This is a genomic window from Enterococcus sp. DIV0682 (assembly GCF_051712685.1).
GTDB lineage: Bacteria > Bacillota > Bacilli > Lactobacillales > Enterococcaceae > Enterococcus > Enterococcus faecalis.
Window position 1 is genome coordinate 1,726,388 of the sequence record NZ_JBIOPK010000001.1, and the last position, 22,399, is coordinate 1,748,786.

Sequence of the window (22,399 nt, forward strand, 5' to 3'; positions counted from 1 at the left end):
TTTTCTTATAATTAGATAAGTCCATTTGTTTCAATGACTTTTTGATACCAATAATAACTGTCTTTCGGGATTCTTTCTAAGGAACCTTTTTGTGTTTCATCTTGATCCACATAGACAAAACCATAACGCTTTTGATAGCCGTTAAGCCACGACAGTAAATCGGTGTAACTCCATGTACAATAACCAATAACTGAAACGCCATCCGTAATCGCCTCTTGAATCGCTTGGATATGGCTTCGCAAATAATCAATGCGATACGTATCGTGAATTTGTTTATCTTCTGTTAAGGTATCATATTCGCCTAACCCATTTTCAGTAATTAAAATAGGCACTTGATAGCGACTAGCTAATCGTCGTAAGGCAATTCTCAAACCTTGCGGGTCAATGGCCCAATCCCAGTTCGTCCGTTCAACATATGGATTATTTACTTTTTTAAATAAACCCGGTACCCCAGATTCCGTTTCAGAACCCTTTTCACCCGTTGTATTCATCTTCCCTATTCCGACGCCATCTAATGGATTAGCAGCAACCGTATCCGTCCGATAATAATTAATACCTAGAAAATCAGGTTTGGCTGAACGTAGTAACGCTAAATCGCCCTCTTTTATCGTTGGGGCCACACCTTGCTCCTTTAAGTAATTTAATGCGGCAATTGGGTATTCTCCCCAAAGATAGACATCCAACCAAAAATGCGACAACAAATCTTCTGCATTTTCTGCCGCCAAAACATTGGCAGGATGCGCATCAACGGCATAAACAGGCGTATAAGCAAAGCTAGGGCCAATTTTGCCAGGCATTTCTAATTCATGAAACGCATTAATCACTGCTGCATTGGCTAAATTAGCAATATGATTGGCCTCATACATCCGTTTATTATCTGTTACGCCGGGAGGATGCACGGCTAATTGATAACCTAACGAAGTAAACACATTTTGTTCATTTAAACTAATCCAATAGCGAACTTTGCCACGGAAAGCGTCAAATAAAATCTTCGCATAGGCCACAAAATCATCAATAATTTTTCTTGATTCCCAGCCACCATATTCTTTTTGCAAAACAGCTGGCAAATCCCAATGATACAAAGTTACCATTGGTTCAATTCCTGCCGCTAATAACTCATCAATTAAATCTGAATAAAATTTCAGTCCCGCTTGATTTACTTGACCACGTCCTTCAGGTAAAATTCGTGTCCATGCAATCGAGAAACGATATGCTTTTAAACCTTGTTGTTTCATTAAAGCCACATCTTCTTTGAAACGATGATAATGATCGACGGCTAAATCACCAGTTGTCTCTTTGAACGTTTTTCCTGGTAGCCGAACAAATTCATCCCAAACAGAGGCGCCTTTGCCGTCTTCATTCCAAGCACCTTCTACTTGATAAGCTGCCGAAGCAGAGCCCCATAAAAAATCTTGCGGAAATGCTTTTAGTTGGTGATGTTCCATTGTCATACCTCCCTCTTTTCTGTGCTGCCCTTTTATTGTAAAAGGTTTTCACAAAAAGTACCAATCAGATCAATAAGTTCTTCTGTTTACTTTTAAAACTATATAGTTTTAAAAAGAATAAGTCAACTACTTTTATTTAAGTACTTGATTATTAAGTGGTTACGTTAAAAATAAATATATAGTTTTAACATGTTAAATTCATGGTATAATGAGAGAAATACTGGTGATAAAGGAGGACTCTGATGCGGACAAATACACGTTATAAAGAAATTTATGCAGCTATAAAACAGGATATTGAAGCAGGTGTTTATCCCATTAATCAAAAGTTACCCCAAGGTCGTCTTCTTGCAGAAAAATATCAGGTCAGCGAACTAACCATTACAAAAGCCTTACATTTGCTTGTGCAAGAAGGTTATGTTGTCAGACGACGTGGCTCGGGCAGCTTTGTTCAAGACTTTCAAAATCGAACCATTACTAAATTTTCTCCGTTAACCGGCACTTACTCAACCTACGATGGAAAAGTTGAATCCGTGGTTTTAGGCTTTGCAACAGAAGTACCTGAGCCTTGGGTGACTGAAAAATTAAGTATTACAGAAGAAGAGTTAGTCTACAAAATTATTCGTTTACGGATTATCGAAGATGTGCCCTCAATTATTGAATACACTTGGATGCCCGTTGCTTTAATTCCGAACTTGACAATGAAAGAATTGAAAGTCTCCATTTATCAATATATTTCGGAACAATTGCATCAAAAAATTCAAAGTGCGCGGGTCAGCATTTCTGGGATCCGTCCTTCTGCGTTGGAAAAAAAATATTTAAACTTAACCGATAATGATTTCCTGATGCGTGCAGAACAAATTGCTTACCTAGGCAATGGACATATTTTTGAATACTCAATTGCGAATCATATTCCTAGTGAATTCACTTTTGAAACTGTCTTAATTGCAGAAAAATAGAAAACTTTTATGTTGCCATTTCTCATTTCTAACAAAACGATCTCTTTACTTTGAGCCAATACTTTTTGTTAGAAATGTTTTTCTGTTAGTTAAAAATATTTTTCAAATTATATTTCCAAACATGAATTTTGATAAAAGTATTGCTATTTACTAGAACTACGATTAAAATATTGCTTGTAGCACTCTTTTTTATATAGATACAAGCAATTTGTTTTTTACATAGTCAATCAACCAAAGTGAGGACTTTATATGAGGAAACCCTACATTTTAATGAGCTTACTCGTTCTAAGTACCTTATTAAGTGCTTGTTCAACTGTAAGTGGCAGCCCAGCAAGTCAAAGTGCGCCCGCACCTGATGAAGTGTTGGCGACAAGTATTGGGACGTATGAAAATCGAACATTGTTGGTTCCAGATGGTCGTTTAGCCTTAACTGCCTTGCATAAAGGAAAAGATTATCAAGGCAAACCAATGTTTTATGTCCTGTTTGAATTAACCAATACAACCGAAAAAACACAAAATATTCAGCTAATGATTCAAAGTTTTATGGAAGTTAGTCAAACTGTCCACGGAAAAGCCCAAAATTTACAATATGCAGTCTTAACAGATTCACCTTTCCAAGACAAATTAGATCGTTTAGCAGATGAAATCAATCCTGGTGAAACAATCCAAGGTGCTTACCCGTATGAATTTATTAATGAGAACAAGCCGGTCCATTTTAAATTTAGAGATCGCCTTCTCAGTCTGGATGAACCCATTGCATCAGAAGAAATTACCATTACAGAAAAAAGTTTGGTCCGCTAGCTTAGCTAGCATTGGACCAAACTTTTTATTTATTATTCAGACGGAAAAGATTCTCCTTCTATAAAACGTGTGTAAATGTGTTCGCTCTCAGCAGCTTCTCCCCGCATTAAATGAATAATTTTCTCTGCAGCCACCATGCCCCATCGATGTTTAGAATAGGCAATTGTTGCTAATCGCGGTTGCACAAACGCACCTAGTTCAGAATTATCAAAACCAATAATCCGAATGTCTTTCCCCATTTGGTAATTTGTTTCTGCAACATATTTATAGACACCGATCGCCATTTCATCATTAAAAGCAAAAACATCGACTGGTTCTGTCTGTGGTTGACTCAAAATTTTTTTAGCAGCCGCATAGCCAGAAGGTTCGGTAAAATCGCCTTGGATAATTTCATAAGGTATCCCAAAACGAGTTAATTCTCGTGTACTAACAGCCAATCTTTCTTGGCTATCATAACCTTTTTCTGGTCCAGAAAGCAGAAGAACTTTTTTTGAACCCACATTGACAAATTGCTCAATTGCCTGCGTGGCACCGCCACGATTATCCAAGAGAACTTGCCGAATATTCCTATGCTCAGTGGTTCGATCAAGGACAACGATTGAATGGCCTCGTTCAGCAAACTTTTCAATTTCTTTTGTTGGAAATGTCCAATCTAAAATAATTGCCCCATCCACCATTTTTTCAGGAATGAAAAGATGTGACTTTTTACCGCTGCAGACAATCATCTCATAATCAAACAGTGCTAAGCCTTTCTTAATTCCCTCCAACAATTCACCATAAAAACTACCGCCATAATCGGCCAAATAGACACCAATAATATTGGTTTGACGACGTTTTAATGTGCGAGCGGCCATGTTAGGAACATAGTTTAGCTCTTCAGCAATTGCTTGGATGCGCGTTCGTGTTTCTTCAGTTACCTTTGAACTCCCATTCAATGCGTAAGAAACGGTCGAGATTGATACGCCTGCTTTTTTTGCAATATCTTTAATTCCTACCATGGACTACTCTCCTTTCTAATGGTAAATTTCAATAACACTTGCTTCATTTAATAATGAAAGCACCTCGTCTTTTTGAACTTCCATTCCCCCTTCTCGATAAGGGTTTTCTTCAAACTTAAACGGAACCTCTTGACCATCAATAACTATTTTCGCTGACTGATTTGGATAAAATTTATATGTGACAGGTTTATCAAACAATTGGTAAGTTAGTGCTAAACCAGACAATTTTTCTGGTAACACGGGATCGAAAACCACACTTTGGGCCTTTTGCCGAATCCCTAAAACAGCTGTAATTAATTGATTTAAATAAATTCCCGGCCCGCTTGAATAAATTCGCCAGCCACCTTTTACCCCAATACTTCCATCTTTTAGTTTACCAAAATTTTCTTGTGATTCATACCTTGTTTTAAAATCGCCATCGGAACTACTAAAATAGGCATTGGCTTGGCGTAACTCTGCATTGTGAACCACTTCTTTTAATTGAACTGGATTGATTTGCATTAATGCTTGCCAGGTTTTGTCTCGCTGACCAATTTTCGCCATCGCTTCTGTATAGCGAATGTGCGCATGAACATACTGTAAACCAATTTCGCGACCAAAATTAGCCGCCTGTTCTGCTCGTTTAAAATTAGTGCTCACACCGCCTCGATAGTTCGCTGGTTTGTTCATTAAACGCACGCCATCAGGAAACGTTAATTCTTTTTCAATAATTTCTAAATGATGACTTACTTGTTCCGGTGTTAATAATTCAGCTAACATACTACGAGTCATTGGCAATAATCGATATTGAATCCCTGTTTTTTGGTCATTTGGGTGAATCATTTGTTCAAAAGTTTCTGGCGTTTCCATATAAATAAACCCTGGAATCGTTTCATCCGCCAACATATATTTTTGAAAATCGTTCTTTATTCCTGCGACTAAAATTGTTAAGTACTGACTATAAGTAGCATCGATTTCCGTAATTAAAGCCGCAAATTTTTTCAACACTTGATACGTTAAGGCAACGGTCCAACTACTAGCCATTTGCTCTTTAAGACGATTATCATAAGGTTGTAACGTGTCATCCCAATCGCCGTCACCGTAACAGGATAGAAAAGTTTCTGGTAAAAAATGTTGTTCAATATAATTTATTTCTTTTTTCAAATGTTCAAATAAAGATGCTGTTTCTTTTGTTTTGTGATTATCTTTGCGACTTGTATAAGGGATTTCCGTAGCTAAGATTGAATAATCTGCGGTTTGTTCCAAATAATCAGTCACTACTTTCAATGGCCAGACGATAATATCGCCATGGCTTTCACTGGCTTTTTGTTCTTCGTATCGGTCAAACATAAACCATTGCGGCCAGTTGCCATCGTCCTCAAATTGATTTTCAAATAGATGCTGAATAATGGAGGCCACGATCTTAGGCTGTTGCGTCGCAAAGAAAAATTCTGTCGGTCCTTGCGACACATCTCGTGTGCCCCAAGCTGCTCCACCATACTGTTCTAAGCCATGTGGCGACAAATAATGAACGAGCATATTATGAGTATACCAACGAGTTAATTGATTCATTTGCTGCACACTTGAGTCTGTGTGTGTTAACTCAAAATGATGTAACAAGCCATTAATGAATGCTAAATATTGACTTTCTGCTTTTTCAAAATCTAATGGTGTATTGACTAATGCTTGGTCCTCTATACTGCCCGTAATAAGTAGTGAAAATTTTTGGGTCTTTTCGATTGCCAAGACTAATAAGTCTGCTTCAGCTCCACCAAATAATGTGCTATCGGTTACTTGAAATGATTTATCAACTGTCAATGCATAGGTTAGTTCTGGGTAATAATTTTCTGTAGCAGAATGATTTCCCGTCACTCGAAGTGTTTTGCCAGTTTGTTCTAATTGATAGGTTGGGACTTCTTCAGGTCCTAATAACAAATGGTTAGAAACAGCCCACATATATGCATCCTTTTGACTGGTCACTTCCAATTGAATCACTCTTGAATCAGGCGAAGTGAAGGTGCGTACTCGAATTGTATCCTTTGGCAACTTATAATACCACGTAGCAGAGTTCAACCCCATTTCAAAAGCAGAAGGCATTGTTAGTAAGCGCCATAAGCCATTCTCTAAAATGTAGATTCGTTGACCAGAGCGTTTCATAACGTTTAAAGCGTTTCGGCTATTACTCATTAATTTGTTCATGGTCGTATTTCCTAAAACTACTTGTGAATTGAAAATGCCATACATATACACTGTCGTACTAAGCAAAGGTTCGTCAACCGTTAAGCCTTTACCACTTAATAAAATGTGGCCATGCGCTCTTTCCATGGCAATTTCTTTTTCTTGAAGAACAACGTGATGGTAATTTTCCGTGAAAAAGGAATACGTCTGACCTGCTACTTTTTCAATTTGTGTCTGAATGGGATAAAGTGCAGCCAACTCTTCTTCTGTTAATGGATTTCCTGTGATAGGTTCTCCTAAAAGTTTCGGAGGAAAGTCCTGTGTTTCTTCTAATGAATCGAATGTCACAGTTTCATAAATAGCTTGTAAGTCTTCTTTCGATAAAAAAGGTTCAGCTAATGCTTGCGGATGTGTTTCTGTTACCGCACCATAAAAAACAAATTCCTTACTTTCATTCGTTAATTGGACGGCTTCCGTTTGTAAAGCGGTGTAAGCAAATTCATATTGATAGACTTCATTTGCTAAATATCTTTTTCCCAATGCTTCTGGTGTGTTTGTTTGTTTAAATGAACGTCCGAAAAATTGATAGCCGTCCGTTGAGTAGCCTGCTAATTTTTGAAAACTCCCTTGAATAAGGGCTGGAAACTTCTCATTTTGCGGTTGATTTTGTCTTGATAAAACAACAAGCTCTTCGCCCTCTTGCCAAATGTGATGATCAAGATACTGCGACACATACGCTTCATTTGACTGAACAGCTCCTTTTGTCGCTAAGCCAATATCTTGACCATAAACAATATCTACTAAACCAGTTCCAGTGACATTAACCCGCCAGAACCATTGATTGCTTGGTCCCAAACGAAAGTCAACTTGGTAACGAACCGCTTCAAATTCGCCCCGCCACGTCAATTGGTTATCTGAAAGATAAAAATCACTTTGACTGTTGGAACCAATCATTGGTCGATAATTAATTGTGTCCCCTGTAATTATCCGCAAATAGAGTTGGTTCATACTGCCGTCTAAAGGATTACCTTCTAATTGATTAATCATCATGCCACAGCTACTCAATTCTTTTAAATCACCTGTCTCTAGAAATGTAGCGACTGTGTCTGCTTGCTTAAGCTTCTTTATCTGCATAACTTATCCTTCCCATCTTATTCATTTAACGTGACTGTTGCGGTTTGTACATCGCGACTATTTCCACCAATCATTACGATAAATTCACCTGCATCACTGGTTACCTGATTGTCTGAATGAACATAGCGCACCATATCCTCTGAAAGAAGAAACTGAACTTCTTTTTCTTCCTTTGGTTCCAGCCAAACTTTTTGGAAATCTTTTAACTCTTTAATTGGGCGAACCACTTGTCCCACCAAATCACGTACATAAAATTGCACGGTTTCCTCTCCAGCGATTGGACTGTCATTTCTTACTAAAACAGAGACCGTGACTGGTTCTTCTTTGGTAAATGTTAATGCACTTAGTTGAATTGGTTGATAAGAGAAATGACTATAACTTAAGCCAAATCCAAAGGGATATTTAGCGTAATTAGAGACATCTAAATATTTAGAAACATATTTTTCTTCTGGTGCTGACTCATAAGGGCGCCCAGTATTGTCGACATTGTAAAAAATTGGCACTTGACCAACCGTTTCTGGAAACGACATACTTAAACGACCACTTGGATTGTACTGTCCCCACAAAATTTCTGCTAGCGCATTGCCCCCTTCTGTTCCAGGTTGCCAAGCTTGCACAATTCCTTTTGCAACATCTATCCCTTGTAAATCTAAGGGCCGGCCACTGTAGACCGTGACAACAACATTGGGATTTTTCTCAATAATTTGTGCCACTACTGCTAATTGTTTTTCGGGTAGACGAATATCACTGCGACTGGCAGCTTCCCCACTCATCCAATCTGTTTCGCCTAGTGCCACTACTACTTTATCTGCTTGACTAGCTAACGTTAGAGCCTCTTCAATGGCCGCCGCGGTCGGTTCAAAGTAATCAAAGGGTTCTTGGGCAACTAGAAGATTTGTGGTTAATTTTTTGGCCCCAGCCATGAGGGAAATGGCTTCTTCTTTCTTTCCTTGCCATGACCAAGCCCCTAAAATATCTTGTGATTGGGCCCCTGGGCCGACAAGAGCGATTTTTTCTTGCGGTGTAAAAGGCAAAATATTTTCATTTTTTAAAAGAACCATTGATTTTTGAGCAATCTTTTTAGCTATTTCTCGATGTTCTTTGCTTAAAATCACTTCTGCTTCCGCTTGTTCATCCGCACCACGATAGGGATTTTCAAATAGGCCTAGCTCATTTTTTAGTTTTAAAATTCGCATAACTGCTTCATCAATAAGTGTTTCAGCAATCCGGCCTTCTTCAAGTAATTCTTTTAAATAATCTGGATAACACGTGGTCATCATTTCAATATCTACACCAGCTTTGATAGCCAATTCTGCTGCCTGTTTTTCATCTTTGGCAACGCCATGAGGAATTAATTCTTTAATCGCTCCCCAGTCTGAAATCACAACTCCTTCAAAGCCAAATTCATTTCGTAATACGTCTCTAAACAGCCATTGGTTGCCTGTAGCAGGAATCCCATCCACTGTATTGAAGGACGTCATGACAAGTTTTGCACCCGCATCTAATCCAGCTTTATAGCCAGGTAAATACATTTCTCTTAGCTGCCGTTCAGACATATCTACCGTATTATAATCCCGACCAGCTAAGGCACCACCATATGCCGCAAAGTGCTTCACGCACGCGGCTACTCGCCAATTGTCCTCTTTTAAATTTTCTCCTTGGTAACCTCTAACCATTGCAGCAGCTAAGCGGCTGTTGAGTAATGGATCTTCACCTGTTGACTCCATGACACGTCCCCAACGTGGATCGCGCACTAAATCAACCATTGGCGAAAAGGTTACATGTAATCCTGAAACAGCAGCTTCTTTTGCTGAAATCTCCGCCATTTTTTCAACCGCTGCTTCATCCCAAGTGCTTCCTAAAGCCAAAGGAATCGGAAAGATGGTTCTGAAACCATGAATAATATCCGCCATTAAAAGTGTTGGAATATTTAATCGATGATTTTGCATATATTCTTTTTGAACACGTTTTGCTTCATTTGCACCGGAAACACCCAATGTTGTCCCCGCCGTATCAATCGTTTCTTGACTTAGTCCTAGCTCTGACATAGGGCCGGTCTTTTCTTCTGCTTTATCTGAATAAAACGCTGCTGCTAATTGTAATAATTGATTAATTTTCTCATCAATTGTCATTTCTTCGACTAATTGAATCAGTTGATTTTCTTTCATACTCTCACCTTTCTTCAATACATACTTCTGCTTCTAAAGGAAAATGGTCGGAGGGAAAACGTCCATCGATACTATCTGTTAAACTTGCGGTTTGCTGTACTTGCCAACCTTTTACATAAATATAATCAATTTCTTCTAATTCCGCCCAAGGTTTTGTGTAAGTAAAATTTTGAAATGTTCCTCTTGGGCCATAATGAGTAGCTAAATTTTTGCTATCTTGAAATTTTTTTTGAACAAGTTGATGCACCGCTTCCCCCGACTCTGCATTAAAATCGCCCATTAATAAAGTTGGATACTGTGCAATTTTGTCATGTAACTCCTCTAAGATAACGGTCATTCCTGCTAAACGAGCATGATCTGAAATATGATCCAAATGAATATTGATGACTAAAAAAGGCGTATTTTGAGTCGTTTCCTTAAATAGTCCCCACAAAGCAATTCTTGGACAGCCAGCTTCAGGATGGATACTTGGCTGCTGAGGTGTTTCAGATAACCAAAAATACCCTGTATCAATAGCCTGAACTTTTTGTTCGTTATAGAGAATCGCTAGTCCTTCTCCTTGACCATCCCCTTCTCTTTCCGCAGAAAGACAGGTGAATGTTGTATACGCCTTTAAATCCCTGACTTGATTCGGTCGTACTTCTTGAATACAACAAAGGCTCCAATCATGAAAATTGATTAACTGACAAACAGCCTCTTTACGAAAAGACCATTGCCAATCTTGGTCATACTCTGTATCTACCCGGACATTATACGTAGCTATTTTCATTTTTAACCTCCTGCAATAGTTGTTGAATTTGACGCATCTCACGACGGATCTGGGTTGTTTCACCGCCACCATGGCCTTTTTTCCAATACACTCTGACTGCTTTTCTTGCCTTTATCTGATGATAAGAAGGGAAAAAATCTTTCATTGGACATATCGGATCGTGACTCCCAACAGAAGCAAAGACTGGATTTTTAATTTGCGAAACAAAGTGGCGACTATCAAAATAAGGAAGAACCGCGGCAATTTTTTCATGCGCTTGAGGATGCTCTTGTAAGTACTGATGAATAATTTGATACGAACCCGTTCCTTCTGCTACTCGATTTTCTAAACAAGAATGACTTGGAACATCTGCAAAAGTAGCTAAAATCGGGAAGTCGACTAAACTATTCACCATTAACACTACGCCACCCCCTTGGGAACCACCACGAAGAATGATTTGGTCCTGATTAATTTCAGTAAAGGTCCGCACCACTTCTACGCTACGTAAATGGTCGGCAAACAAGCGGCGTTGGTACCAATCTTCTTTGTCTAGAAATCCTCGTCCCATTGGTGCTTCATGCCAAATTGTTTGATATGGCACGCGATCTTTGGTTAATCCCCCTTGACCTCGATTATCAATGACAAAACAAGCACAACCAATTTGTGTCCAATGAGCAAATTGCCAAGGTTCTTGAATATGATTCATATAGCCTAAACAGTCAATCACTATTGGCTGTTTCCCCGCCGTTTTAGGAAGTAACAAATAGCCAAAGATGCGCTCACCTAGGAAACTTAAAAAGTCGACCTGTTCCACTTGAACATTTTCCAATGGATAGTCAATGACCCGCCGATGGATATCTAGCGGTATTTTTTGAAGTTCTTCCTTGGTCTTTTGCCAAAACTCAAAATACTCATTCATGTTCCACACCTAACACTTTCTGAAAAAACGCAACTTGAAGAAAAGCCGTTGTCCCGAATCCTAACGCAATATATAAAAACAAATTAAGCTTATAGAAAAAAACAAACGTTAAAAGAGGTAAAATAAACAAAATAATCGCATTGGCACTATTACTTAAGACCACATAAACCGTCTCACTTAGTGTCTTTTTAACGGACCAATTAAAAACGGAAAAGAGAAAAAGAAAACTCGTCAAAAATAATGCAACAAAACTTAATAGAAAAATAGCTAAGAAACCTAAACTAGTGGCTATTTTAAATAAACTTGTTACGACAATACCGCCCAGTAAAAAAGCAACGAACAAGACACCTGTTAAAATAAAACCTCGCATGATGTTATTTTTTAATGCTGTCCAAAACGTTCGCAAAACAGGAATATCTTTTTCACGATACAAACGATAGATCGTTCGATACAACGCAATTAAGCCGACACCGCTAAAGATGCCTGTTATACAGGTAATTAAAAAGAGAAAATTAATAATGATCAAGTTGGCAATAAAAGAAAAAATCCGATAATACCAACCTTCATATGCAAATAGCTTATTCATATTAAAAGAGAAAAGCGGATTTCTCGTTGCTTTATCCGCTTTTCTCTCCTCCTCTCTTACTTAAGTTTGTCTCTGTTTTCCGCCATTTTCTCAGATTTTATTTTTTCAATTGCATCCCATTTATTTGATTTTAAGAATGCTTTGTAGTCTTCTAAAGATTTGTCAAAGGCTTTATCATCTTTCGCACGAATCATTGAAATAACGGTTGTATTTAGTTTGGTTTCAATCGCTTCATTCGCCCGAGCTTCCGGCGTTCCTGCATCTGGATTAATATTTTCAATTACGAAATGTGGGACTAATTTTCCTTTGCCCCATTCTTGCATTTGCGTTAAAGCACTTTCCATTGGCACTTTTAGTTTATTAACACGGTCATTGTTAAAGTATAGGAAACGACTAATGCCATATTTTTTGTTGTAGGCATCATTGTCTGTTTGTTCTAATTTTTTCACTTCTGGTAAATAATCAATTTTTCCTTGATCATTGTACGCATAAGTAACTCCTTCAACGCCATATTTTGTTAAAATTTGTCCCGGTTCATCAATTAAATATGTGAACAGTTGAGTGACTTTCGCTGGATCTTTCGCATCTTTCGTAATGTAATTACTTAACCAACCTGAAATGCCGGTTTGATTTAATGTTGGTTTTCGGCCAGAAGTGCTACTTGGTCCATCAATGGCTATATAACGTGTGCCAGATTTTTTCATAAATTCTGTGAAGTTCCCACCTTGACCACTGGTTCCAGCAACGAGCATGGTTGCATAATTTCCTTGTTTCACTTTTTCATCAAACGTCGCTCCATCATCTGTGAAGCTATCATCACTAATATTTCCTGCTCGGTAAACATCATTAAATGTTTTTAACCATTCTAAGTATTCTTTATCTAAATTTCGATCATAGTATTTACCATTTTTATCCTCTAAAGGAACACCTAAGAAGTCTTGTAATTTGTCTAAAAATGGTCCTGCACCATCGCCCACTGTGGTGAAGCCCATTGGGGTCATCTCAGGATATTTTTCTTTAATCTGTTGCATGACTTTTTCAAAATTTTCTGGTGTTGAAACGTCTGGCTTGCCTAATGCATTATAGACATCTTCACGAATAACAAAATTATCATTTACTGGGATATTTCCACTTTCATAATCCGCTTTTGTATTAGAGTAATTAGGGTAACCATATGTTTTTCCATCCTCTAAGGCATACCATTTAAACGTATCTTGGTTAACAACTTTCATTAAATAGGGGTCATATTTTTTAGCTAAATCGTTTAAAGAATAGGCCCAAGAATCTGCTTTCAATGCTGCTTGTCCAGTTTTTTCAGTTAATGTCACAATATCAGGCATATCTCCACTTGAAATCATGGCATTTAATTTTGAATCATCGCCGGAAATAAATTCAATATCCACATTTAAATCTTTTTTAATCTGCGCAGTGGTCACATCTTTTCCAAAAGGCAATGCCGTCCAATCTGAGTTAATATACCATTTAATCTTGGTCGGTTCTTTCTTCTTATCTAACTTCCAAGCAGGCGTCTTTTCATCTAATTCATACCGATCCTTAATTGAGACATCTGAGCTAGCTTTCTTTTCCCCTCCGCTACAGGCCGCTAAACTAACGACCGCCGTTGCCACCAATAAACCGCCTAAAACTTTTTTCATATTGTTCCCTACTTTCTTTATTCTTTTACTGCACCGGCCATCATACCGCCGATAAAGTGTTTTTGTAGTAATGGATAAATGATTAAAATTGGTATCGTTGTAATGACAATTGTTGCCAGCTGAACACCACGTGTCGTTGCCTGCACCACCATATCTGTACTGCCGCTCTCTGTCATGGTACTCAAGTTTGATTGAACAATAATTTCATAAATTTTCATCTGCAATGGATACAAATATTCTTTGGTAATGTATAATTTCGTGGTCATAAAGTCATTCCATTGACCAACCCCATTAAATAAAATAATGGTGGCTAATGCCGGTTTTGTTAAAGGTAAAAAGATTTTATAAAAAATTTGAAACTCACTGGCGCCGTCTATTTTGGCGGATTCTTCTAAAGATGGTGGAATTTCTCGGAAAAAGTTCATTAAGATAACTACATCATAATAGCTAAATAAAGCTGGAATGATATATACCCAGAAGGTATCTAAGAGTCCTAATGACTTAATCAAAAGATACGTGGGAATCATGCCCCCACCAAAGTACATTGTAATGACACCCATCGTTGTATAAATATTACGCCCGACTAGTCTAGATTTACTAAGTCCATAGGCGACAATCGCACAGAACAGTGTATGCGTCGACGCACCAATAACTGTTTTTAAAACAGAAATCAAAAACGCTCGCGGAATGCTACTATCCGAAAAAACTTTCCGATAATTTTCTAGCGTAAATCCTTTCGGCCATAAAACCAAGCCTTTACCGGCTAAACCCGAACTTGACGAAACTGAGGAAACTAAAATATTCCAAATTGGCACGATAATTAATAAAGAAAACAACACAAGAATTAACGTATTGAAAAAGTAAAACCATTTGTTTTCTTTTGATTTTCTTTTAATCACAGCTGTTGCCTCCTTTATAAAATAACCGACCGACCATTGTTCATTTTTCTAGTAATGCGATCTGTAATGACTAATAAAACAACTGAAATAACGGAAATCCCTAAACCAACTGCCGTCGCATAAGAAAAGTCCCCTTGCGTTAGCCCCATACGATAAACAAATGAATTAATTACTTCTGATTTGTTTTGGTTTTGAGCATTCATTAAAACCAACGTTTGATCTAAGTTCGATCCCAATAAACCACTAACATTTAGAATTAAGTTCAACGAAATAATCGGCGCTAATAAGGGCAAAGTAATCGTTCGGATTTGTGTTAATTTGGAAGCACCATCAATTCTCGCCGCTTCATAAAACGTTGGATCAATGCGAGACATGCCAGCAAGATAGAGAATCGTGCCCCAACCTACTTCTTTCCACAAATCAGAAAGAACAGCAATCCACCAATACTTATCAGGATCTAACAAATGATTGACGCCCTGATTCATTAAGCCTAACGACATCATGACTTGGTTGATAAAGCCATTTGTTGAAAGCCACGAAATCAACATCCCGCCTAAAACGATCCAAGAAAAAAAGTGCGGAATATAAGAAATTGTCTGAATCACTTTTTTTAAATGTCCATCTCTCATTTCAAAAATCATTACCGCTAAGATAATCGGAATAGCGAATCCTAAAAAAAGTTTCATTAAACTAATCGCTAAGGTATTACGAACTGCTTCCCAAAAAAAACTATCTTCCATAATGATTCGAAAATTTTCAAGTCCAACCCATGGTGCAGAAGAAACCGTATCAACAATCGTATAATTTTTAAAAGCAATGATAATTCCATAAATTGGAATGTAGTTAAAGACAATCATGAATGCTACACCCGGAAGTACCATCCAATGCAATTGCCGCTGATCATAAAACTTTTTTAGTTTTTTCATAAGCAGGGTTCCTTTCTTTTTAGTGAAACGTTTCTACAAACAGATTATACATTCACTTCAAACGGTTGTAAACCCTTACATTATGGTTTTATTTAAAAATAACAGCATTAAAAAGCGCTATAGACCATTTACAAAGAAATTATTTCCCCTACTCCTTTTTCCATAAAAATACTCTTTTCTAGATATTTTAAAGCATTTCATAGAAACGTTTCACCAAAATATGAACATCTTTTTCTTAAAAATAATTCTGTTAAATAACAGAAAAAAGTCTGGTCGGATTGACCAGACTTTTTAAATATAGATAGTAAAATGTGTAATTTCAGGGATCACCCCAAAACGGGCATGAATGGCGGTCGTTCCTAGGCCTGTATTAACATATAGTTGCGTTTCTTGGTCCAACTGATACAATCCTCTGGTATACTTTTCTGCTAAAACATTTGTGATTGGATAAAAAGGAATCCAAATTTGTCCGCCATGGCTATGTCCTGCTAAAACTAACTGTGTACCCGTACCAACAAATGCATCCGCGACATCTGGTTCATGGGTCATTAATAACGCATAGTCATACGTTTCTCGATAGGATAATGTTTCTGAAACGGAAGGATTTCCTAATAACGAGTCATCTAAACCACCAATAAAAAGACGGCGTCCATCTGCTAAGGTTACTGTTTCTCCTTGGTTTTTCATAACGGTAAAGCCACTGGCCTCCATGACTTCATCATACACCGCAGAAGCACCGCCACCGTAATCATGATTTCCCCAAACTGCATATTTTCCAATTGTCGCTTGCAACTGTTTTAATTTTTCAATCATCGGTTCTTTTTGTTGCGGATTTTTGGCATAATTGTCAAATAAATCACCTGTAAAAACGATAATATCTGGTTTTTCACGATTGACTTTTTTTATGACTTTATCTAACCGCTTCGTCTCATAAAATTCTGAAACTTGTATATCCGAAAGTTGCACAACATTTAATGGTTCTCGTTGATTTTTCTTTCCCAAAGTCACCTGATTAACGTGAACTAAATTCGGCTCAATCTTCCACGCATAGATTGGGAGTGCGATAATTAAGAAAAAAAATAAGAGCATTATACTTAAACCAATTTTTTTAACCACATCACTCGCTCCTTTCTTTTCTTTGATTTCCGAAGACTTAGTATAGAGAAAAATCTTCTTAACCACAATCTAAAACAAAGGAAATTAAGGCTTTGTTAAACAACCTAAAGAATTTCCACAATCTCTTATCCTTTTCTTAGCTTTTTTATAAAAAAAGCTAGATAATTTCATCTGTCGATGAAATTATCTAGCTAGAACATTCTTCTCTTAATGATGATGTTTTCGAAACGTTTGATAACCAATTAAGCAAAATAAAATCCCCAATAAAATCATTCCAGTTACTGAAAATAAGCCTGCTAACATCTTTCGCATCCTCTCTGTCGCTAAACTTCCTTATTTATAGTCACTATTTCTTGTTGTAAAATTGGTTGAAATAGACGACGTTCTGCTAATTTTCTTGCTAAAATTGCTTCACTTTTTTTCGTAAAGATACCTAAGTTATGGCGCTTGCCTTTCAAAGAGATATAAGCCAGCCATTTCCCAGAAGCGGTCTGGCTCACCCCTTTGTGTCCACTGCTATTATTTTTGGGGCGTTTACTTTGTAACTTCCCTGGAATTACGCCAGCAACTCTTTGTCGGTAATCCTTCTTTTTACGATGACCGCAACTTTTGGTATGGCCATTCAACAAATTTTCACAGCGAACCCAGCAAGATTGTCCGCACGAACACAGACAATACGCTTTCATTGTCTGTTGAATACTTTCGATCCGTACCACGACTAATTCATGATAGTTTTTTTTCAACATTGTTTGATAGCGATGGTGCGCACATTTCGTTCGATACCCACGAATTAGTTGTCTTCTTGAAGCTTCTGCATAGCTCCCACAAGAACAGCGACAGGCCCAAACAATCAGCCCTTCTTTTCTTTTTGCCGTTGGTGCTACTACTGTCAACTCACCAAACTTTTGACCAGTTAAGTCTTTATAGTTAACTGCTTGTCTCAATTGACTATCCTTCGTATTCTTGTTCTCGCCACATCTCGATTGGGTCTCTCTCATAGTGCTCATTTTTCTGAGTCTCTCCCTTTCTTAGTTCTCTGACTACCTCAGCAAATACTTGCCAATCTTTTGTTTCCGGCAAATGACGCCATGTCAATTGACGACACCGTACTTTCGAACTATAAAAATCGGACAAATACAAATCGGTTTCTAAGGTTAATTTGTGATCAATCATAACATCCATATAATTGAAAGAAGCAATAATTTTTGCAATAAAGCGGTTATAATCCTCCCCACCAGAAAAATCAACAAATACATGAATCGTTTTTTCAATTGCGCAAAAAGAACGATCATTTAACAAACAAAACATAAAATCATAGTATAGATGCACGCGTTCATACATTAAAAATCGTTTTTGATGCAGCGACTCTGTCTTTTGTATAAAACCATCTAAGGCGCGATGAATTTGAGGAAACCGCTCTTCAAAGAAACTGCTCTGCTTGGCGGGAATAAATGCAGCCACTGAAAAGTATAGGCGGTCCCAGCGATAACAAATCAACTTTAATTTTTCTTTTGTTTCCACCGTAATTCGCTTTTCAAAGAAAGGAATAACACTATTCATATGATCAATAAATTCGTCTAACATGGTTAACTTATCTGGAAAAACAATCGGACTATCAATGTATTCATTTAAACTTAAAAAAAGAAAAATATATGAAGTCTCTTTGCCAAAATCCTCTTTAAAAAGAGGGGTTTCGCTTGTATAAATTTTTTCAAACGCATGCTGTAAACAGCTAGGCACATGAACTTCCGTAAAAGAGTCCACTACATGATCAGAAAATACACGAAAACGTTGGATCGTTAAAAGAATAAATAGTTGTGCGCTTTGATTAAGACTAAACGTTCTTTGATACATCAATTGTAGATCGTTTATAAATCGTTTAATGCCAGGACTATTTTCCAGCAAAATGTTAGGCAGCCTTTCTTGATTACTTCCATAAAAATAATACAAGCATTGAAAACAAAAACTTCGGATATTTTTCTCTTCTCCAACCAAGCCTGTTGACTTTAATTTAATACGCCAATTAGCTAAAATCAGATTTAGTTTATACGAGAAGGCATAAATTTTGCTTTTGCTCATAAAATGAATTTGAGAAAATTCTTGAATCGTATGCTTTTGATAGAGGCCCACATCAAGAAGCAACTTGGCCATTAGTGATTGATCAAAATAATATTTTCTTAAGGCTTGATAATCAATTTGCGATAATTTTTGCGCACTAATCAGTCCTTTAGCTGGAAAAAGAATTTGACTCCTTGAAGAAATCTGTGTACATTCATAATTTATTTGACGGCACAACGATTCTAACTTTTGAGTGGATAAATCAAAATATCCATAAAATTCTTCTTTTAATAATGGACCTTCACTATTCATAAAAGTTTGATAAATAAGTAATTTATCTCGGAATTCTTGGTCTAATAATTCATCTAACAAAGTAGTCACATTTTCAACTCCAAACTATCACGCCTTAAGTATCTATTTTTTTAACAAGACGTGAGTGTCAATCTTGCTTATTTTTTCCACAAATTTAAAAATGATTCTTTCGATATTTAGGAATCTTCATAGAAAAGTATTATTTTAACCAAAAAAAGCCCCCTTGCGTCACCAAGGAGGCTTTTTTTGTTATTTTTTTACTTTAAATTTAAAGAAAAGCTGATTTGTTTGACTAATTTTCTGTTTCTTTTCTAGCCTATTCGTCAAAAATGATTGAAACTTTTGGTTCGTCTTCTATACTATCTTCCTATAAAGTTCTTACTCTTTTAAGTATCAGCTTCTGTCAATAAAAGTCCTCATTTGGCATTGCTAATCTGAATACAGTATGACTACTTGTTGCCGCTATTTTTTGCTGTTATTTTACTCTTTAATTGAAGCGCTAGAAACGCTGTCAACTGTTGGCTTTTCGGTCGCTGACTCTTCTTCATGGACTGATGCACTTGATACACTATCTGCCGTTTCTGGCGCTTCTTTTTTGGAGGCACCACTGACGGCATCGACGTTTTTTCCACCGACTAATTCTTGCCCAGTTTGTTTTAAATACCAATCAACAATTGGTTTAAAGTCTAAAATATACTCATTAATTCCCGCGTAATTTCCATTATCATCATACATCGCTTGATAGTTATGCACTACATAGGTATCTGGTCCGTGCATTGGAACATGAACGCGAATAGCATCTGTTTTTCCTGACCGTAATTGTTGAATCACCCATTCTACATTTTTCAATGCTTTTGGTGGATGGCAATTCGCTAATGGATTACCAACTTGTCCTGGTTGCCGTTTAGCAAACATTTCTTCAGCAGCCATTTTTTTATTGTAATATAAAAATTGATTATTACTGTCTGCGTAAGTCAATTCCATTGGCATTGATTTTAAGAAATAATTTAGCTGATCTACGGTTAAAATGCCTCGATCTAATTTTACGTATGTGTCGCCTTCCACAGCCTGAACCGCTTCTGCTGCTTGTTCTACCCAATCATCTGCTGCCATATCAACCCCTTCGATCGTTGTTTCAATGGTTCCTTTTGCATGTAAATCTTCAGGTAAGTCTTTTGGCTTAGCCCCTTCTAATTTTGAAATCACATCAATGAATTCCACGAATTTTTGTAATGTGCTTTCTAAAAATTGACGTGTTCCCTCCGCAATTAAGTTGCCGTTTTCATCAAATGCTTCTTTCGCTTTTCCTAATAAAAACTCGTTTCCAGGCATCACGATTGCATTGACACCAGGTGCATCAAGAATTTGACGGAGATGTAATTGCGCACGCGAGGTTCCTTGATCATAATAAGAGCAACCAACAATCATTACTGGTTTATTTTCCAGCGGATGAATTTTGAAAGATAACCATTCTAACACACTTTTCAAACCGGCAGGAATGGTATGGTTATGTTCGGGCGTCGCAATAATTACGCCGTCTGCTTGTAAAATTTTGCGATTCATATTCTGAATCAAAACACTGTTCGTTTGATCCTTACTTTGATTAAACATTGGAATATCTTTAATTTCTAAAATTTCCAAGTCGAACATTTTATAAAACTCTTTGCCAATATATTGCAGTAGTAACCGATTATAAGAAGAATCAGCGTTTGATCCGACGATCCCAATTAATTTCATTTTATTCACTCCATTTCGTTAAATCGTTTCCCATGAGAAATTTTCTGCTTCTTTTTTATTTTGCGCATGCGCATGTTTCAGCTGTTCTGTAATTTCAATAAATACACAAAAATCTGCAAACAAACCAGCTAGTTTATCTATTTGTTCTGAATCTTTTAACGCATTGTTTTCATCAAAAGCTTGTAAGGAATGCGCTAATAGAAATTCAGAGCTTGGCATAATTCGTGCTTTCAATTCAGGAGCATCTAAAATTTGACGCAGATGCGCTTGTGCTCTAGAGGAACCTAACGTGCCATAGGATGCACCAGTAATCATAACTGGTTTATCAACAAACGGAAAAATCCCGTAAGATAACCAACTTAGGGCATTCATCAAAGAAGCCGGCACCGCATGGTCATATTCAGGCGTACTGATAATGACGCCATCTGCTGCTTCAATTTTTTCAGCAACCGTTTTAACTATTTCTGGCAAAACTTTGTCTTCTGGCTTGTTAAACATAGGAAAGTCAACAATTTCAACTAGTTCAATGTCAGCCTCCTGCGCAAAATAGTGTTGCATAAATTGCAAAAGTTGACGATTGGTTGATTGCTCTGAGTTCGTTCCTACTAAGCCGATAATTTTTTTCATAATGAGCTGTCCTTTCTTTTTCGGTTCTATGAATGGATAATGTGAAGAGTATCTGCTAACCCACTGCTATATAAAATTTGCTGGTCTTGTGTAATGATGACTCCTTCAATCCCATCTAGTTGATTGAGGATTTCAAGCGCTTCTGGAATTGGATAACCAAATAAACGCGTTGTCCAAATCTCACCATCCACTGAAGCATCCGAGATAATTGTGATGCTGGCCATTTCAGTTTCCAATGGGTAACCGGTTGTCGGATCCAACAGATGGTGATAGACTCGCCCAGCTTCGGTTAAACTTCTTTCATAAATGCCCGACGTCACAACCGATTGATTAGCCACTTCGACAAGTAAGCTGATTGTTTCTCTGGATTCTTGCGGATTGCGAATACCAATTCGCCATTTTTTGTTTTGATGCGTAGAGGGCCCCAACGTCACAATATTGCCGCCCAGATTAATCAAAGCAGACGTAACATGGACTTCTTTCAAATAGGCAATTAGTAAATCAGCGATATAGCCTTTTGCTAAAGCCCCCAGATCTAATTTCATTCCTTCTTCTTCCAAAAAAACCGTTTGTTTTAAGGGATTTAAGTGAATCTTTTCTGGATTAATTTTTTTCAAACAGGCTTTAATTTCCTCTTCTGACGGGACACGGGCATCTTTAAAACCGATTCGCCATGTTTGAACTAACAGGCCAATGGTAACATTCAAATGACTAGCTGGATCACAACTATGTTTTTTCCCTAATGCAATTAATTGATACAACTCTGGATGAACGCTGACTGGTTTTTGCCCAGCTTGTTGATTGACAGCCATCAGTTCCGAAGTTGAATCATTTGCACCAAAACGTTGTTCATAAGTGATCAATCGTTGATGCACTTCTTCTAGAATTTTTTCAGGTTCTTCATGGTCTACAAATACATCTATTACTGTGCCCATCAAATAAATAGTTTGACTTTGTTGCACCTCAAGACTTCCTCCCCACGAAAGATTGTGTTTTATTTCACATTTATTCACAAATGAATCATACGCCTTTATTTGATGCCAGTCAAGTCGTTTATATATTTTTTTATATAAAATAACGACCTTAAAATTTTCATTTAAGGTCGTAACGTGTCTTTAACTCTTTTAAAAAACGCTTTTTTTATTATATTTTTAAAA

General features: G+C 37.3%; 18 protein-coding genes. 2 read left to right on the forward strand and 16 right to left on the reverse strand.

The features are described 5' to 3' along the window. Positions 1 to 11 precede the first annotated feature (11 nt). Positions 12 to 1,445, reverse strand: coding sequence for a glycoside hydrolase family 1 protein (locus IGK96_RS08240; RefSeq protein WP_002371279.1), 1,434 nt, complete (start codon positions 1,443 to 1,445; stop codon positions 12 to 14). A gap of 242 nt (positions 1,446 to 1,687) precedes the next feature. Here IGK96_RS08240 and IGK96_RS08245 point away from each other — a divergent pair, with 242 nt between their 5' ends. Continuing rightward, a complete protein-coding gene (locus IGK96_RS08245) occupies positions 1,688 to 2,401 on the forward strand; it encodes a GntR family transcriptional regulator (protein WP_002366529.1) in 714 nt (237 codons plus the stop codon). A gap of 270 nt (positions 2,402 to 2,671) precedes the next feature. Next, the gene (locus IGK96_RS08250; RefSeq protein WP_002384665.1) at positions 2,672 to 3,202 is read left to right on the forward strand and encodes a DUF5067 domain-containing protein; all 531 of its coding nucleotides are present in this window, start codon (positions 2,672 to 2,674) and stop codon (positions 3,200 to 3,202) included. Positions 3,203 to 3,234: 32 nt separating this feature from the next. Here the strand turns inward: IGK96_RS08250 and IGK96_RS08255 are convergent, their stop codons facing one another. The 15 genes from IGK96_RS08255 to IGK96_RS08325 all read right to left on the reverse strand — a co-directional run bounded on the left by IGK96_RS08255 (position 3,235) and on the right by IGK96_RS08325 (position 22,204). Continuing rightward, on the reverse strand, positions 3,235 to 4,200 hold the full coding sequence (locus tag IGK96_RS08255; protein ID WP_002363772.1) for a LacI family DNA-binding transcriptional regulator: 966 nt from the start codon (positions 4,198 to 4,200) through the stop codon (positions 3,235 to 3,237). Between the two features lie 15 nt (positions 4,201 to 4,215). Beyond that, entirely contained in the window at positions 4,216 to 7,491 is a 3,276-nt protein-coding gene (locus IGK96_RS08260) for a GH36-type glycosyl hydrolase domain-containing protein (protein WP_438756043.1), read from the reverse strand. Positions 7,492 to 7,508: 17 nt separating this feature from the next. Beyond that, positions 7,509 to 9,659, reverse strand: coding sequence for a glycoside hydrolase family 3 N-terminal domain-containing protein (locus IGK96_RS08265; protein ID WP_104846644.1), 2,151 nt, complete (start codon positions 9,657 to 9,659; stop codon positions 7,509 to 7,511). Positions 9,660 to 9,663: 4 nt separating this feature from the next. Continuing rightward, on the reverse strand, positions 9,664 to 10,428 hold the full coding sequence (locus IGK96_RS08270) for an endonuclease/exonuclease/phosphatase family protein (RefSeq protein WP_085443152.1): 765 nt from the start codon (positions 10,426 to 10,428) through the stop codon (positions 9,664 to 9,666). Then, positions 10,409 to 11,326 carry an acetylxylan esterase gene (locus IGK96_RS08275; RefSeq protein ID WP_002382200.1) on the reverse strand — a complete coding sequence of 306 codons (918 nt, stop codon included), beginning with the start codon at positions 11,324 to 11,326 and terminating at the stop codon, positions 10,409 to 10,411. Before IGK96_RS08275 ends, IGK96_RS08270 begins: the two co-directional genes overlap by 20 nt. Next, positions 11,319 to 11,912 carry a DUF624 domain-containing protein gene (locus tag IGK96_RS08280; protein WP_010713489.1) on the reverse strand — a complete coding sequence of 198 codons (594 nt, stop codon included), beginning with the start codon at positions 11,910 to 11,912 and terminating at the stop codon, positions 11,319 to 11,321. Before IGK96_RS08280 ends, IGK96_RS08275 begins: the two co-directional genes overlap by 8 nt. 56 nt (positions 11,913 to 11,968) lie before the next feature. Then, positions 11,969 to 13,567: an ABC transporter substrate-binding protein gene (locus IGK96_RS08285; protein ID WP_002357899.1), complete on the reverse strand. Its 1,599-nt coding sequence runs from the start codon at positions 13,565 to 13,567 to the stop codon at positions 11,969 to 11,971. Positions 13,568 to 13,584: 17 nt separating this feature from the next. Then, positions 13,585 to 14,466, reverse strand: a complete 882-nt coding sequence (locus tag IGK96_RS08290) for a carbohydrate ABC transporter permease (protein ID WP_002357901.1) — start codon at positions 14,464 to 14,466, stop codon at positions 13,585 to 13,587. A 14-nt stretch (positions 14,467 to 14,480) separates the two neighbouring features. After that, positions 14,481 to 15,392 carry an ABC transporter permease gene (locus tag IGK96_RS08295; protein WP_104846645.1) on the reverse strand — a complete coding sequence of 304 codons (912 nt, stop codon included), beginning with the start codon at positions 15,390 to 15,392 and terminating at the stop codon, positions 14,481 to 14,483. A 291-nt stretch (positions 15,393 to 15,683) separates the two neighbouring features. Next, positions 15,684 to 16,574 (reverse strand): metallophosphoesterase, encoded by an 891-nt coding sequence (locus tag IGK96_RS08300; protein ID WP_002384670.1) that lies wholly within the window; start codon positions 16,572 to 16,574, stop codon positions 15,684 to 15,686. 257 nt (positions 16,575 to 16,831) lie between these two features. Continuing rightward, the gene (locus IGK96_RS08305; protein ID WP_161975125.1) at positions 16,832 to 17,506 is read right to left on the reverse strand and encodes a hypothetical protein; all 675 of its coding nucleotides are present in this window, start codon (positions 17,504 to 17,506) and stop codon (positions 16,832 to 16,834) included. After that, the gene (locus IGK96_RS08310; RefSeq protein WP_002361663.1) at positions 17,457 to 18,947 is read right to left on the reverse strand and encodes a helix-turn-helix domain-containing protein; all 1,491 of its coding nucleotides are present in this window, start codon (positions 18,945 to 18,947) and stop codon (positions 17,457 to 17,459) included. The genes IGK96_RS08305 and IGK96_RS08310 overlap by 50 nt, the downstream gene beginning before the upstream one ends. A gap of 411 nt (positions 18,948 to 19,358) precedes the next feature. Beyond that, on the reverse strand, positions 19,359 to 20,615 hold the full coding sequence (locus IGK96_RS08315; RefSeq protein ID WP_002360528.1) for an NADPH-dependent oxidoreductase: 1,257 nt from the start codon (positions 20,613 to 20,615) through the stop codon (positions 19,359 to 19,361). Positions 20,616 to 20,633: 18 nt separating this feature from the next. Continuing rightward, a complete protein-coding gene (locus IGK96_RS08320) occupies positions 20,634 to 21,242 on the reverse strand; it encodes an NADPH-dependent FMN reductase (RefSeq protein ID WP_002357907.1) in 609 nt (202 codons plus the stop codon). A 26-nt stretch (positions 21,243 to 21,268) separates the two neighbouring features. Beyond that, positions 21,269 to 22,204, reverse strand: coding sequence for an FAD:protein FMN transferase (locus tag IGK96_RS08325; RefSeq protein ID WP_085443156.1), 936 nt, complete (start codon positions 22,202 to 22,204; stop codon positions 21,269 to 21,271). Between the last annotated feature and the right edge of the window lie 195 nt (positions 22,205 to 22,399).

Excerpts from the sequence above, each read along its gene's own strand:
- IGK96_RS08240 (WP_002371279.1), bottom strand. The coding sequence starts at position 1,445 with ATGGAACATCACCAACTAAAAGCATTTCCGCAAGATTTTTTATGGGGC.
- IGK96_RS08245 (WP_002366529.1), top strand. The coding sequence starts at position 1,688 with ATGCGGACAAATACACGTTATAAAGAAATTTATGCAGCTATAAAACAG.
- IGK96_RS08250 (WP_002384665.1), top strand. The coding sequence starts at position 2,672 with ATGAGCTTACTCGTTCTAAGTACCTTATTAAGTGCTTGTTCAACTGTA.
- IGK96_RS08255 (WP_002363772.1), bottom strand. The coding sequence starts at position 4,200 with ATGGTAGGAATTAAAGATATTGCAAAAAAAGCAGGCGTATCAATCTCG.
- IGK96_RS08260 (WP_438756043.1), bottom strand. The coding sequence starts at position 7,491 with ATGCAGATAAAGAAGCTTAAGCAAGCAGACACAGTCGCTACATTTCTA.
- IGK96_RS08265 (WP_104846644.1), bottom strand. The coding sequence starts at position 9,659 with ATGAAAGAAAATCAACTGATTCAATTAGTCGAAGAAATGACAATTGAT.
- IGK96_RS08270 (WP_085443152.1), bottom strand. The coding sequence starts at position 10,428 with ATGAAAATAGCTACGTATAATGTCCGGGTAGATACAGAGTATGACCAA.
- IGK96_RS08275 (WP_002382200.1), bottom strand. The coding sequence starts at position 11,326 with ATGAATGAGTATTTTGAGTTTTGGCAAAAGACCAAGGAAGAACTTCAA.
- IGK96_RS08280 (WP_010713489.1), bottom strand. The coding sequence starts at position 11,912 with ATGAATAAGCTATTTGCATATGAAGGTTGGTATTATCGGATTTTTTCT.
- IGK96_RS08285 (WP_002357899.1), bottom strand. The coding sequence starts at position 13,567 with ATGAAAAAAGTTTTAGGCGGTTTATTGGTGGCAACGGCGGTCGTTAGT.
- IGK96_RS08295 (WP_104846645.1), bottom strand. The coding sequence starts at position 15,392 with ATGAAAAAACTAAAAAAGTTTTATGATCAGCGGCAATTGCATTGGATG.
- IGK96_RS08305 (WP_161975125.1), bottom strand. The coding sequence starts at position 17,506 with ATGAGAGAGACCCAATCGAGATGTGGCGAGAACAAGAATACGAAGGAT.
- IGK96_RS08315 (WP_002360528.1), bottom strand. The coding sequence starts at position 20,615 with ATGAAATTAATTGGGATCGTCGGATCAAACGCTGATTCTTCTTATAAT.
- IGK96_RS08320 (WP_002357907.1), bottom strand. The coding sequence starts at position 21,242 with ATGAAAAAAATTATCGGCTTAGTAGGAACGAACTCAGAGCAATCAACC.